13 protein-coding genes are annotated in these 14,653 nt (G+C 50.1%); 3 read left to right on the forward strand and 10 right to left on the reverse strand.

Going from position 1 to position 14,653, the window contains the following annotated elements:
- Position 1 precedes the first annotated feature (1 nt).
- The 3 genes from ACJJIC_RS01180 to ACJJIC_RS01190 all read right to left on the reverse strand — a co-directional run bounded on the left by ACJJIC_RS01180 (position 2) and on the right by ACJJIC_RS01190 (position 1,728).
- A complete protein-coding gene (locus ACJJIC_RS01180; protein WP_444908573.1) occupies positions 2-856 on the reverse strand; it encodes an AraC family transcriptional regulator in 855 nt (284 codons plus the stop codon).
- 80 nt (positions 857-936) lie between these two features.
- Complete coding sequence (locus ACJJIC_RS01185) at positions 937-1,239, reverse strand: DUF1330 domain-containing protein (protein ID WP_444908572.1); 303 nt, start codon at positions 1,237-1,239, stop codon at positions 937-939.
- Positions 1,240-1,296: 57 nt separating this feature from the next.
- Positions 1,297-1,728: a DUF4345 domain-containing protein gene (locus tag ACJJIC_RS01190; RefSeq protein ID WP_444908571.1), complete on the reverse strand. Its 432-nt coding sequence runs from the start codon at positions 1,726-1,728 to the stop codon at positions 1,297-1,299.
- Positions 1,729-1,937: 209 nt separating this feature from the next.
- Here ACJJIC_RS01190 and ACJJIC_RS01195 point away from each other — a divergent pair, with 209 nt between their 5' ends.
- The 3 genes from ACJJIC_RS01195 (at position 1,938) to ACJJIC_RS01205 (ending at position 5,470) form a co-directional block, all read left to right on the forward strand.
- Positions 1,938-2,852: an SDR family NAD(P)-dependent oxidoreductase gene (locus ACJJIC_RS01195; RefSeq protein WP_444908570.1), complete on the forward strand. Its 915-nt coding sequence runs from the start codon at positions 1,938-1,940 to the stop codon at positions 2,850-2,852.
- Between the two features lie 117 nt (positions 2,853-2,969).
- Positions 2,970-4,877, forward strand: a complete 1,908-nt coding sequence (locus tag ACJJIC_RS01200) for a multicopper oxidase family protein (protein WP_444908569.1) — start codon at positions 2,970-2,972, stop codon at positions 4,875-4,877.
- Between the two features lie 182 nt (positions 4,878-5,059).
- Positions 5,060-5,470: a hypothetical protein gene (locus tag ACJJIC_RS01205; protein WP_444908568.1), complete on the forward strand. Its 411-nt coding sequence runs from the start codon at positions 5,060-5,062 to the stop codon at positions 5,468-5,470.
- A 172-nt stretch (positions 5,471-5,642) separates the two neighbouring features.
- Here ACJJIC_RS01205 and ACJJIC_RS01210 read toward each other — a convergent pair whose 3' ends face one another.
- From ACJJIC_RS01210 to ACJJIC_RS01240, 7 genes are all read right to left on the reverse strand, one after another.
- Positions 5,643-6,491 carry a putative porin gene (locus ACJJIC_RS01210; RefSeq protein ID WP_444908567.1) on the reverse strand — a complete coding sequence of 283 codons (849 nt, stop codon included), beginning with the start codon at positions 6,489-6,491 and terminating at the stop codon, positions 5,643-5,645.
- 868 nt (positions 6,492-7,359) lie between these two features.
- A complete protein-coding gene (locus ACJJIC_RS01215; RefSeq protein WP_444908566.1) occupies positions 7,360-8,259 on the reverse strand; it encodes a hydroxymethylglutaryl-CoA lyase in 900 nt (299 codons plus the stop codon).
- A complete protein-coding gene (locus tag ACJJIC_RS01220) occupies positions 8,259-10,259 on the reverse strand; it encodes an acetyl/propionyl/methylcrotonyl-CoA carboxylase subunit alpha (protein ID WP_445357817.1) in 2,001 nt (666 codons plus the stop codon). The genes ACJJIC_RS01215 and ACJJIC_RS01220 overlap by 1 nt, the downstream gene beginning before the upstream one ends.
- Before the next feature lie 4 nt (positions 10,260-10,263).
- A complete protein-coding gene (locus ACJJIC_RS01225; protein WP_444883578.1) occupies positions 10,264-11,061 on the reverse strand; it encodes an enoyl-CoA hydratase/isomerase family protein in 798 nt (265 codons plus the stop codon).
- A gap of 71 nt (positions 11,062-11,132) precedes the next feature.
- On the reverse strand, positions 11,133-12,740 hold the full coding sequence (locus ACJJIC_RS01230; RefSeq protein ID WP_445357818.1) for a carboxyl transferase domain-containing protein: 1,608 nt from the start codon (positions 12,738-12,740) through the stop codon (positions 11,133-11,135).
- Between the two features lie 116 nt (positions 12,741-12,856).
- Complete coding sequence (locus ACJJIC_RS01235; RefSeq protein ID WP_444908564.1) at positions 12,857-14,026, reverse strand: isovaleryl-CoA dehydrogenase; 1,170 nt, start codon at positions 14,024-14,026, stop codon at positions 12,857-12,859.
- 134 nt (positions 14,027-14,160) lie between these two features.
- Entirely contained in the window at positions 14,161-14,577 is a 417-nt protein-coding gene (locus ACJJIC_RS01240; RefSeq protein WP_444887854.1) for a MerR family transcriptional regulator, read from the reverse strand.
- Positions 14,578-14,653 lie beyond the last annotated feature (76 nt).

Here is a 14,653-nt window from a genome sequence, read left to right on the forward strand (position 1 = left end):
ATTACGACCTTTCTTTGACCGGGATATGGAGAAACATTTCCGCTGTCGGGCTGGTAACCTGATATCTGGGTGGGTACAGCTCAAAGTCTGGCCTCTCAATATAGTCGTAATTGGACTTTGGCAACCAGCTTCCCCAAATATACTTCAATGTCTGTTCCAGGGTGGTAATAGATCCGCGGTGAACAAATTTTGCATATAGCTGCTCCGGTAGTTCCCGCGCCACCATTCCCTCGGGTACCTGAGTCAGGTCGGCAACCGGCGCACAGCAGACATACTTAAACTGAATTTCATCACCCGCTTCCTCATAACATTCATAGATACCAAAAGATTCATCGCTGATACGATTGGGGATTTTATCCCTGTAGGGCCGAAATGCAGACCAGAGCTTTGGCAAGCTGAGATTTTCATGGTCGTATTCCTGCGCTACCCCCACCAATTGCATCGCTGGCCGCGAAATAATTTGTGGCTCCATGGACAACTCATTTTGCAAGAGGTGCAGCATATGAGGGCTAAATTGATCCTTATACAACAACCGAAAAGGATCCTGCTGCTTTCGATACTGTGCCGGGGTTACGTTAAATAAAGCTTTAAACGCGCGAGTAAACGCTTCTTGGGAGTCAAATTGGCACTCCATGGCAAGCTCAAGAATACCAATATCTTCACTCAACAACCTCTTTGCGGCGACGGTCAATCGGCGCTTACGCAAATACTCTTTCGGTGAGTCCCCCACTAATGCCTTAAAAATACGGCTGAAGTGGTAGGTGGAGTAATGAGAGGCAGCGGCAATTTCGTGAACAGAAATTTTGTCATATAGATGCTGCTCTACGAAGTTAATACTTTTAAAAAATCGCTGCATGAGAGGCTCCTTTACTGCCAGTCTACGTTGGGGCGGTGAAATTTTCGAACAATACCTTCCCGGTTTAGTATGCCTTTAAATTAAATTCGCTCACTAGTGATAAAAAAGCGTAAATGGCTAAATGCCTTGTCCCTCAAAGGAATAATCGCCTGGTAGGCTGGATCATTAAAGAATGCATAGATCGCCTCCCGATCCGAAAAAGATACCACAACAAATGCCCTTGGTGACCGACCCCCGTCCAGGGCCTCTTCCACATCATAAGAGGCAATAGGCACCCCCCCATACTGTTGCATTAATTGCGGTGCCAGACCTATATACTGCTGAAGAGCCTGCGATTCCTGTAAGTTTGGTGAAGACTCTATATGTAAAAATACTGGTAACAAAGTAATAATCTCTTAAGTGTAAATAATTTTAGTTGCTTAACTAAGAGCTTCTAATGACTAACTTTGAGAGGCTACTCGCCTATACCAAAAAACCAGAAGTGGAACTATCGCAAGCTCAATAATCGTAGGCGGTAAGACCTGATCATCCACCAATCCAAATTCCAGAATATTGCTTAAGCGGCCCAGACCGCCAATGAAGAGGGATAAAGCCACGAAGTAAAACAATGCTTTATGTTTTTCGATATTGCTCAGGAAATACAGTAGAACCAACCCCTGGGCAAAGAAAACACCAAAGGCAAATCGATATTGATTATCCCCAAATCCTCTCAAGGGGCTATCCGGGCCAAAAATCATAGCACCACCACTCAGAGCAGCACTGCCATTCAGCCCTCCAAATGCACTGATACCACCGGGTACAAAACAGATCACCGCTAGCGCTACCACTAACAATTGGAAAATTTTTCTTTCTATAGAACTCGCCTGATTCATAGTGTCACCTTAGTTTGCCGTATTTGGAGTGATGACCTAATCATATTGGCCAGTAAGGCCCTATTTTTGATATTTCTTGCGGTCTTGGTATCCCACTAAGACAGCAAGAAATGTCAAAAGACGAGGCGCTTAACCGCTTATCTTTCTCTCCAACAGCCGGGTATATCCATATCCGGGCACCAGTTCCCAATATCCACAGAGACAGAAAGATGATTAAGAGTGTTTTGATTACCGGAGCGAATGCAGGCTTAGGCAGGGAGTGCGCCAAGCAACTGGCGGAATACCAGCAGATTAACAAGATCTATCTCGGCTGCCGCAATCTGCACAAAGCCAAGGAAGCCCAGGCCGAGCTGGTGTCGGAAACAGGCAGGAATATCTTCGAAGTATTGCTGATCGATGTCGCGGATCAACAAGCTGTGAAAGAGGCAGTTAAGAACCTGGACTCCCCAGTTGATGCGCTGGTTATGAATGCTGGCGGTACCGGGGGGAAAGAGTTTTACAACAAGACCCCTGAGGGAGTCACACAAATTTTCGCCGTCAACCTGCTTGGGCATGCTCTACTGACTAACGAGTTACTGAAAGCCAATAAATTAACGCAGGCTGCTATCTATGCCGGCTCCGAGGCCGCTCGCGGCGTAAAAGAGATGGGTATGAAGCGACCAGACCTGAAAAGCGCCTCTGTGGAGGAATTTATGCAGATCTGTGAAGGAAAGCTCTATGCCAGTACCAAAGACGCTACGGTACCCTATGGTCCGATAAAGTATATGGGCGCCCTATGGATGTCTTCCATGGCGCGGGAATTCCCCCATATCCGCTTCGTAACCATGAGTCCCGGGGCTACTATAGGCACAGAGGGCTTCAATACACTGTCGTTATTCAAGCAATATATGATGAAGGGCATGATGCAGATTATGCTGCTACTTGGCAAAGTCCACAAAGTAGAAATAGGCGCCAAGCGCTATATCGATGCCCTACTGGATACAAGATCCTTCCGCACAGGTATTTTTTACGGCAGTGAACGCGGATTGACTGGACCTCTTGGTGAACAGCGGAAGCTTTTCCCGGACCTGGACAATCCTACCTATCAAGACAATGCCAAAATGGCGATCAATCGCTTTATCTAGTGAAGGGTCGCATCAGGGAAGGGCCCTTTGCACCCTTCCCTGCCCCCAAGTTAACGCCACCGAAACCGCTTGTTTACCTATACTTGACTGTTAAATACTTACTGCTAAAAACAGCCAATGTTTCGGGTAATCTTTTCCCTGCTGTTGTTAATTCCCCTTGCCCTGACTGCTGCTGAAGATGTAGCTAAAGCAACTCCCCTGCGGCTGCTGGATCCAGCAACTGTGGATAAGTTCGTCAATGAACTGCCAATACCCGTAGAAATCCACCCTCAGGGCTCAGCCCCGCTTAAACTACCCGCCCGCCCCACTGAAGTTTGGATGGGGCTACGGGATAAGAAAGGCAAACGTTTAATGACAAAGGCCTGGGGTTTTGAATATGCAGGTCGCATCCACTCTCCTGGCCCTACTATTCGCGCCCGAGAAGGCCAACCGGTATTTGTACACTGGGCCAATGAGCTACCGGGTCCGCATCTATTTCCTGTGGATCGATCTATTCACCTCGCCGACGTAAAAGATCCAAAAGCTGTACCTATGATTATCCACCTTCACGGCGGGCATACAGAGTGGAAAAGTGACGGCAACCCCCTCGCTTGGTACACCCGCAATTATCGTGAGACGGGACCATTATTTGAGAAAAAGATTTACGAATACGACAACTCCCAGGATGCCGCCACTATCTGGTATCACGACCACACCCTGGGCATGACGCGCCTTAATGTTTACGCAGGTCTATTCGGTTTTTACCTGGTTGGCGATGACAATGAAGACCATCTGATACAGGAGAAGCTGCTCCCCGCAGAAGAGCGCACTTTTGTAGCCGCTATTACAGACAGCTTGTTTAGCTCCGATGGGCAGCTGTATTTTCCTGGCTGGAGGGACCAGCCTCCATCACCGGTTTCCCATGAGGTGGTTAAGGCCAATTGGCCCAATCCATCCCATCTCGACGAATTTTTTGGCAATTTTATTCTGGTAAACGGTATGACCTGGCCCAAAGTCAGTGTCACTCCACACGTCTATCGATTGCGATTACTCAACGCATCCAATACCCGCACACTGATACTCAGGATCGACGAAAATACACCCTTTGTACAAGTCGGCGGTGACGGCGGATTTCTCGATTACCCTGTAAAATTGAACGAGTTGATATTGGCACCTGCAGAGCGAGCAGATGTTTTAGTAGATTTCAGCGGTTATGAAGGACGTGAACTGACACTGCGGAACTTTGGGCCGGATGTCCCTTTTAAAGGATTTGTAGAGGCTAATGATCCAAAGAGTTCAATTCCACTTGTCTATAACCCGGATGGTAAACGCGTATTAAGCGATGGGCGCGGCGGCATCACACCAGCTACCGATCCAAATACTACAGGCCAGATCCTACAATTTCATATTGCTCCAACACCGATAAACGGCCCTTCTAATAAACAGAAATCAGAGATTCAAAATACCATTGGAGATTTAAAACTCAGCCTAAATACTCCCTTACGCGCCCCACTTAATAGGCTTAACCAAGCCAGCCATACACGACAACTTGCCACCTACCGGTTGGACGATCCCTACGGCCGCAATCTACTCATGTTAGGTCCAGTAAAGGAGGGCTCCCTATTTTTTGAAGACCCTACTACAGAAATAATCCAACACAACGCCGTTGAGATCTGGGAGATATACAACCCCACCGTATCGGCCCACCCTATTCATATTCACTTGGTGGAATTTCAGGTGCTGAACCGCCAGCCTTTTAAAGGAAAGCTAATCCCCAAACCACAGAAATTTATGCACACAGGTGAAGTATTTCAGGGAGCACGACTGGAGATAGAATCTCTACAGGGAAAACCTCTTCCACCACAGCCAGAAGAAAGTGGCCCCAAAGATACAGTCATCGCGCTTCCCGGCCAAGTGACCCGGGTAATTGCGCGCTTTGACCGCGAGGGACTCTATGTATGGCACTGCCATCTACTCTCCCATGAGGATTACGATATGATGAGGCCATTTAGGGTATTGGCGCCAAAACCAATAAACAACCAGTAATCCATTAACTTTTAAGCTCTAATCTAAGATGAAAAGTAAACACCTAGAAACTAATCGATAAGCCGAACAATAAATAAGACAGCAAGAATAAGAATAGAACCAAACAACATCATCAATGGTTACAATCACCCAAGAAAATCAAAAACAACTCGGAATTGAGCTTTACAAAATAAGTAATTACGATGAAAACACTAATAATATTATTATTTTTTACACTGGCATCAGGGGCAATTGCCACTGAAATACCGGAATTAACAAAGGAAAACTTGAAGAAAAAAGCTGCCCTTATCAATGAGCCACAAAACAAAATGCTGATGAAGGGATCGACAATCGAAGATATCGACAAACTATTTTCTCACTACACCGACGACTTTATCTATATCCATGAAGTTTATGGTGGCACCTATACCAAAGAGCATCCATACAACAACTCTATTAAATATTTAAAGGAGGGAGAATATCAAATAACTGACGCCAGATATAAAATTATATCAATCATCGCCGGCTACAAAGCAGTGTCACTTGAGCAGCAACAAGCCTATCAAGGCGTTACTTCTAACCACTCATCAACCTTTGAATTTGAGGGTAATTAGGTTTCAAAAATTATTGAATATTCGAAATAGCAATCACATCAACAACAAAAGATTCAGAATTAAAGCAAAGAAAGTAACACTGAACACCCTGAATATAATTTCTCGCCACTGCAATGACACTAAAACCTGCCTGGAAAGGCTTACTCCAATAAGCCCTTCCAGCAGCCTAAAACTAAAATTGAACAGTGACACCCAATTCAAACTTATCTAAGTTTCTGTCCGTATTCCAAATAGTTTTAAAGACATCACTGCCAAAGCTTGTGTACCTGAAGGTATTTTCTAAAATGGTAGTATAGGAGGCTTTTATCGCAACATTTTTATTGAGAAAGTGAGAGAAACCTACTCGATAATCACTATTTTCATCATAATCGACACCTAAAGAAGAATTTTTAGTAAAATAATAATTTGCAGCCGCTCGCCAATAATTATCCCACTCATTATCATTCAAATAATTAAATTCAAGCGACACATATTTATCACCACCAATTTTAGAAAAGTACTTTGAAGAAAAAATCTGCCAATCAAAAACAATATCAGTAGAAACATCAAACCCGACATAATCAGAATCATTCAATTGATAGTTATAACGAGCTTTTGCATATGTAGCCCCATCAGTATTGTAAATCTTCATTAAGAAATTAGATGTAAACAAATACCCCAGTGAAAATGTATTAAAGTTATCTCGCCCAAAAGTTGTCAGGTTACCACCAAACACAAATCCAGCTTTTGAAAAAAATTCTCCACCCAAGGCAAAGTCATCACTATTACCGTAACCTTTAGCACTATGGAAATAGGCCGCCGACAAACTACTAGCCTTATTAATAAACTCAAACTCGTTAAAAGGTCCCAGAGAGCTTTTTACAGAAAAATAATAAGTGGTTTCTGCAAAAAACTCATCCCTATCACCCTCATCAAAATCCAAGTCAGAGTAGCCGAAATTGGTGATCGAATTGTACTCTTCAGCGACAACGTCTAAAGCCACAAAAAATACAAACAAAAAAATAAAACCATATTTTTTCACACCAAACTCCTTTTTAAGGAAATCCATATTGAAGTCTTCAGCTGAGACCCAAGCTATTTAGAATGGTTCACAACAAATATAACTATCTCCACTGCATGCCACATTAATCAACATAATTTGATTTTTGGCACAAAAAAGTCAATTAGCATGAGGGTTTTAACCACATAAAAAACAAGAAACTTCAAAAATAGAGCCATCTCGGACCAACTCTCAAATCCGACAAAGGTTTAAGGTGACAAACTGACTGACAAAAGCTTATTAGCAAAAATTACCTCAAGGCACTTTGCGAGAACAAGCAACAAGAACTGAATTAAATTGAAATCGACAAATAAAGAATTAATTAATCATGTTTAGCCAGCTGGCACACCCACTATACAAATAATATAGAGCATTCTTTTTAGGTGAGGGTCCAACCAAGGAACTCTTAGAACTATTACAATTTTATAATACACGCAAGCAAACAGCTTAATCAGAACCTATATAAACTTATCGAAGCTCGACCAAAAATTCGAAACTTTGAATGCAGACACCATCACCCCATCCCCACCACACATAAACCTAAGAGGAAAAACGAATCCGCATAAATTCCATGCATCGAAATTAATTAGCACGCTTACTTTATATCAGCACCAATAAAGAAAAATATAATTAGCAAACATTTATATTTTTAAACTTATTATTTTAGAAAAGATCAGGTAGCGACCCTGAGCATTTATTTGACAGCAGAAAAATAGCAATCTGGAAGATTTTTTAATTTAAAAAAAATTTTATTAAATGCAATTTGGCTTCAAGAAATAAGGGTTATTTATAAAAGAAAGTTCACACTAGAAGACAGTCTGATTTTCTAGTGTGAACTAATCATAGCTTTTCAGCAAGGCACGAAAGCCTTAGCCACACGGGAGTTGGTCTCGCGCCCCAGCTGTTCAGAAATAAAGTTCCCAGCCTCTGCCAACAACTGCAAATCCACACCGGTTTCAATACCCATGCCATTGAGCATATAAAGCACATCCTCACTGGCAACATTACCGGAAGCGCCGCGGGCATAGGGGCAGCCGCCCAGGCCAGCTACGGCGGAATCTACTACTGCGACACCCATTTGCAGGGCCGCGTAGATATTGGCCAACGCCTGGCCGTAGGTATCGTGGAAATGCACAGCAAGTTTTTCCACAGGTACACGGGCCATCACCTGCTCCAGCATACGCTTGGCGGCTTCCGGGGTGCCGACACCGATGGTGTCGCCGAGGGAAATTTCGTAGCAACCCATTTCCAATAGAGCGGCACTAACCTCTGCCACTTTGGCCGGGTCAATATCGCCTTCATAGGGGCAACCAAGTACGCAGGATACGTATCCGCGCACGGGTATACCGTCTTGCTTGGCTTTTTCCACCAGTGGACGGAAGCGCTCCAGACTCTCAGCAATACTGCAATTAATATTTTTCTGGGTGAAGGCTTCTGAGGCCGCGCCGAATACGGCGACCTCATCCGCTTTGGCTTCTACTGCACGCTCGTAGCCTTTTAAATTTGGCGTGAGCGCACTGTAGATAACACCGTCTTTGCGCTGAATACCCGCCAGCACTTCCTCGCTGGCGGCCATTTGCGGTACCCACTTGGGGCTGACAAAGCTGCCGGCTTCAATAACCGACAACCCGCTAGCACTGAGTTTGTCTACCAAAGCGATACGGGTCTCCACAGAGATAGGCTGCTTTTCATTTTGCAGCCCATCGCGGGGCCCCACTTCGACGATTTTGACTTGCTTGGGCAATGTCATTATTGCTCCTCCCCGGCAAAATCCACCAACAGGCTGCCGCCATCCACCAGCTCACCTTCGGCGCAGAAGAACTGCTGCACGGTGCCGGCAGCTGGAGCCCGCAGGGTGTGTTCCATTTTCATGGCTTCCATGACCAGTAGCGGCTGGTCTTTTTCCACCGTTGAACCTGGCTCAACCAGCAGCGAAATTATGGTGCCGTTCATGGGGGCATCAAGACCGTGGGCCTGGTCATTGCTCTCGCCGATATCCGGTGGCAGCAACTTAAATTCCACCTGGGTGCCATCGATAAATACAGCACCGCCATCGCGGGTATCCACGGCGGAGAAACTCATGCGGCGGCCATCCACCAGCATCAAGTCGCGTCCCGGCAGCAGGCGAATGTCACCGCTGTTTTGTTCTTCAGGCAAGGCATCGCAAGTCCAGCGCAGGCTATCGCCCTCCGCAACAAAGCGAATTTGAGCGTGCTGACCACGGTAGTCCACCGTCTGGGTGCGACTGCCAGCCAGAGCATTGCGCCAGTTATCACCGTTGTGCCAAGGGGAGAAAGGATCCCGCTGCGGTGCGCTGTTGCGCAGATCGCGTTCTTCACGCTGCTGCAAATAACCTCCAATAGCAGCGCATTTCAGCGGCGTCAGTGTCTGCTCCTGATGCAGTACTTCCGCCTCGTAGTCCTCGATAAAGTGCGTCGAAATACAACCGCTGGCAAATGCCTGATGATTGATCACTCGGCGCAGGAATTCGATATTGTGACGCACACCGGCAATCTGATAATCACGCAATGCGCGATCCAGTTTGGCCAGGGCTTCTTTGCGGGTGCGGCCGTGGCAGATCAATTTGGCGATCATCGGGTCGTAATGCACACTGATTTCATCGCCGGTCTGCACACCGGTGTCCACCCGCACGCCCTCGCCTTCCGCCGGGGGCTGGTGACGCACCAATACGCCGGTTGCCGGCAGGAAATCATTGTCCGGGTCCTCGGCGTAGATACGCACTTCCATGGCGTGGCCGTTGATCTGCAGCTCATCCTGGCTCATGGGCAGGGTATCGCCAGCGGCAACTGACAACTGCCAGGCCACCAGGTCCTGGTCGGTGATCATTTCCGTCACCGGGTGCTCTACCTGCAAACGGGTATTCATTTCCATAAAGTAGAAGGCACCGCTGGCATCCAGCAGGAACTCCACCGTGCCGGCACCCACGTAACCAATCGCGTGGGCCGCGCGCAGGGCCGCTTCACCCATGCGGGCGCGCAGCTCCGGAGTCATGCCCGGTGCGGGAGCTTCTTCCACTACTTTTTGATGGCGGCGCTGCACCGAGCAATCCCGTTCAAACAGGTAGACACCGTTGCCCTGCTGATCGCAGAACACCTGGATTTCCACATGGCGGGGACTCACCACATAGCGCTCCAGCAGCATGATGTCGTCGCCAAAGGCATTCATGGCCTCACGCTTGGCTGCAGCTAATGCTTCGTGGAATTCATCGGCGCTGTCGACACGGCGCATGCCCTTACCACCACCACCGGCAGCGGCTTTCAGCAATACCGGGTAACCGATGCGATTGGCATGGCCTTCCAGCAGCTCTTCATTTTGGTTTGTGCCGTGGTAACCAGGCACCAGGGGCACATTGGCCTCTTCCATAATACGTTTGGCGGCGGACTTGGAGCCCATCGCCTCAATCGCCCCGGTGGGCGGGCCAACAAAAATAATGCCGGCGCTATCGCAAGCGCGGCAAAACTCGGCATTTTCCGACAGGAAGCCGTAACCCGGATGGATGGCATCGGCACCAGTCTGCTTGGCAGCACCCAATACCTTGTCGATATTCAGATACGAATCCCTGGCCGGGGCCGGGCCCAGGTGTACCGCTTCGTCCGCCATCTGCACATGCAGGGCGTCGGCATCCGCATCGGAATAGACAGCAACGGTGGCCACCCCCAGGCGGCGGGCGGTTTTGATAATACGGCAGGCAATTTCGCCGCGATTAGCTATTAACAGTTTGCGAATCATAAAATTATCCTTCGCCACCATTCATCCACTTGGGTGCGCGCTTTTCCAAAAACGCACTCAACCCTTCCTGTCCTTCCGGCGATACACGCACGGCAGCGATCAGCGCGCTGGTCTGGCCCTGCAATTCATCGTTGATAACCCGGTTGGACATGGACATGGCCAGTTGCTTGGCCATGGCGACCGCTTTGGGGCCATTATCGGCAATGGCATTCACTAATTTCTGCACATGCAGGTCCAGGTCGCCCTCGGCGCAGACTTCGGATACCAAGCCCATCTGTTCTGCGCGCTCGGCGGAGAAGCGCTCCGCAGTGACAAAGTAACGGCGCGCGCGGCGGGTGCCGATCGCATTGATGACATAGGGGCTGATGGTAGCGGGCAGCAAGCCAATTTTGACTTCCGACAAACAAAAGCTGGCGCGCTCAGAGGCCACGGCCATATCACAGCAGCTCACCAGGCCCACTGCCCCGCCAAAAGCGGCGCCCTGTACTCGTGCAATAGTGGGAGCAGGGAAAGTGTCAAGCTTGTACAGCATGGCAGCAAGCGCGGCCGCGTCGCGGCGGTTTTCCTCTTCTGAATAAGTCGCCATGCGCTTCATCCAGTTGAGATCAGCTCCGGCAGAAAAGCTCTTGCCATTGGAAGCCAGTACCAACACACGAACAGCGGGATTTTGCGCCAGGGTGTCGAAGGTGGTGGCCAGTTCGTGAATCAGTTCATCATCAAAAGCGTTGTGGATTTCCGGCCGGTTCAGGGTGACCGTGGCCACGCCCTCGCTATCCACTTCGCACAGCAATTTATCGCTCATTGTTATTCCTCGATTGGGGCGTTTCTCTCTAGCGGCATCGGGGTAGCCCGCGGCACCGCAACCACGGTTCCTTACATACGGAACACGCCGAACTTGGTCTCTTCCGGCTCTTTGTGGCTGGCCGCCGCCAGGCACAGACCGAGCACGCGGCGGGTATCCGCCGGATCGATAACGCCGTCATCCCACAAGCGCGCGGAGGCGTAGTAGGGGTGCCCCTGGTGTTCGTAGTTATCCACAATCGGCTGCTTAAACTGGCGCTCTTCCTCTTCGCTCCAGGATTCACCCCGGGCGGCCATCTGGTCGCGCTTCACCTGGGCCAATACGCCAGCAGCCTGTTCACCCCCCATAACCGAGATGCGCGCATTGGGCCACATAAACAGGAAGTTGGGGTCGTAGGCGCGGCCACACATACCGTAGTTACCGGCGCCGAAAGAGCCGCCGATGAGGATGGTAATTTTGGGCACCTTGGCGGTAGCGACAGCGGTCACCATCTTGGCGCCGTGTTTGGCGATGCCGCCCGCCTCATACTGTTTGCCCACCATGAAACCAGTGATATTTTGCAGGAAAACCAATGGAATCTTGCGCTGCGCACACAGCTCAATAAAGTGCGCGCCCTTCTGTGCACTCTCCGCAAAGAGGATGCCGTTGTTGGCAACAATTCCCACCGGATAGCCCTGGATACGGGCAAAACCGGTTACCAGAGTGGTGCCGTACAACGCTTTAAATTCATCGAACTCGGAGCCGTCCACAACCCGCGCGATAATCTCGCGCACGTCAAACGGCTGGCGCGAATCTTTAGGCACCACACCGTAAATATCTTCCGGTGGATAAATCGGCTCCACCGGCTTTTGGATATCCAGGCCGGGATTTTTGATACGATTCAGGCGCGCTACAGAGCGACGCGCCAACTGCAGCGCATGTACATCGTTATTGGCGTAGTGATCGGAAACCCCGGAAGTGCGACAGTGTACCTCGGCACCACCGAGTTCCTCCGCGGAAACCTCTTCACCGGTGGCCGCTTTCACCAGGGGCGGGCCCGCCAAGAAGATGGTGGCCTGCTCTTTCACCATAATGGATTCGTCTGCCATGGCCGGCACATAGGCTCCACCGGCGGTGCAGCTCCCCATAACCACCGCGATCTGCGGAATATTCTGTGCAGACAGGTTGGCTTGGTTAAAGAAGATGCGACCGAAGTGCTCACGGTCTGGGAAAACATCGTCCTGGCGCGGAAGATTGGCACCACCGGAATCCACCAGGTAAATACACGGCAGATTGTTCTGTTCGGCAATGGTCTGCGCGCGCAGATGTTTCTTTACCGTGAGCGGGTAATAGGTACCGCCTTTTACCGTGGCATCGTTGGCGACGATGACACAAGGCTGGCCAGAGACGGTGCCGATGCCGGTAATAATACCCGCAGCCGGGACATCTTCACCGTAAACCTCATGAGCGGCCAACTGGGAAAATTCCAGGAAGGGGCTACCCGGATCGAGCAGCGCATCGATACGGTCCCGCGGCAATAATTTTCCTCGCGCCAGGTGTTTTTCCCGTGCGCGCTCGCCGCCGCCCTGGGCGATGGCTTCCACTTTTTCGCGCAGGTCTGCCACCAGCGCCTGCATCTGCTCGCGGTTTTCGCCAAAGGCGGCATCGCGCGTATTTATTTTGCTCTGCAACTGATTCATAAAGTCCGATTCACTTTCCCGGAGAAAAGACCTCTACGGAGCGCGGCTTACCGCCGTAATGTCCGTGGAGACAGCTGCCGCCGACAGGCGCCGGCAGCGAGAAGAAATGCCCAGCCTTAGCGGGTCTCGTTAAACAGCTCGCGACCAATCAGCATACGACGCACTTCAGAAGTGCCCGCGCCGATTTCGTAGAGCTTGGCATCGCGCAGCAGGCGACCGGTGGCGTACTCGTTGATGTAGCCATTGCCGCCCAGAGTCTGGATAGCCTGCAGGGCCATCTGGGTTGCGCGCTCTGCAGTAAACAGGATTACTGCGGCGGCGTCCTTGCGCGAGTCCTCACCGCGATCACAGGCACGCGCCACGGCGTAGAGGTAAGCACGGCTGGCATTCAGGTCGGCATACATATCGGCGATCTTGCCCTGCATCAGCTGGAATTCACCAATAGCCTTGCCGAACTGCTTGCGCTCGTGAATATAGGGAACCACCACATCCAGGCAGGCCTGCATAATACCGACAGGGCCACCGGAGAGAATGGTGCGCTCGTAGTCGAGACCGCTCATCAAAACGCGTACGCCGCCGTTCAACTCACCGAGAATATTTTCTTCCGGCACTTCACAGTCTTCGAACACCAGCTCACAGGTGTTGGAACCGCGCATACCCAGCTTGTCGAGTTTCTGCGCCTGAGAGAAACCGGCAAAGCCGCGCTCAACGATAAATGCAGTGATACCACCGGAGCTGATGCCCGGCTCAGTGCGCGCGTAGATCACATAGGTATCGGCATCGGGGCCGTTGGTGATCCACATTTTATTGCCGTTCAAAACAAAGCGATCACCGCGCTTTTCCGCGCGCAGCTGTAGGCTCACAACATCGGAACCGGAGTTGGGTTCACTCATGGCCAAGGCGCCTACATGTTCACCGGAACACAGCTTGGGCAGGTACTTGAGCTTCTGCTCGCGGGTACCATTTTTGCGAATCTGGTTTACACACAGGTTGGAGTGGGCACCGTAGGACAAGCCCACAGAAGCGGAGGCGCGAGAGATTTCTTCCATGGCCACAGCGTGTGCCAGGTAACCCATATTAGAACCGCCGAACTCCTCTTCCACGGTCATACCCAGAAGGCCCAGCTCACCGAATTTTTTCCACATATCGGCGGGGAACAGGTTGTCTTCATCAATCTGCGCCGCGCGCGGGGCCAACTCCGCCTGGCAGAACTTGTAGACCATGTCGCGGAGCATATCGATGTCTTCACCGAGACCGAAATTCAGGGTTGGATAGGAGGTATTCATAATGGCTCCAATAATTATTAGAAAAGTCTTTTAAACTGACGGCACCTGCAACCACTCGATACATCGGGTGACACGCTAAACCTCTGCGGGTCACAGGCTTTCGCAAGCGCCTGTCGAAATTTTTAACCGGTGAACTAGGGGCTTTCCTCGTTGCGGCTCTTTACCAAAGCCGCTTGTGCACGGGCTTCGGCTTCACCAAGTTCCCCCATCAGGCTCTCAATATCCCGCAACTGCTGCTGCAACTGTGCCCGCTTCTGCGCTATACGCTCCAGCAGGCGCTGTAACTGCTCTACATTGCCATGAGCGGGGTCGTACATATCGATAATCTCGCGGCTCTCATCGAGGGAAAAACCCAGGCGCTTGCCGCGTAAAATCAGCTTTAAGCGCACCCGTTCTTCGGGGCTGTAGACACGGGTCTGACCATGCCGCTCCGGTTTGAGCAGGCCCTTATCCTCATAGAAACGGATGGCGCGGGTGGTTATCTCAAACTCCCGCGCCAGCTCCGAAATACTGTAACTCTGGGGCTCTACGATGCTGGCTTTGGCTTTCATAAGTACTTCCTCGAGACGCAACAGAGCCTAACAAGAGTTTACGTTGACGTAAACGTAAAGCAAACGCCAAAAAATA

The organism is Microbulbifer mixtoriginis (SeqCode) (assembly GCF_052468275.1).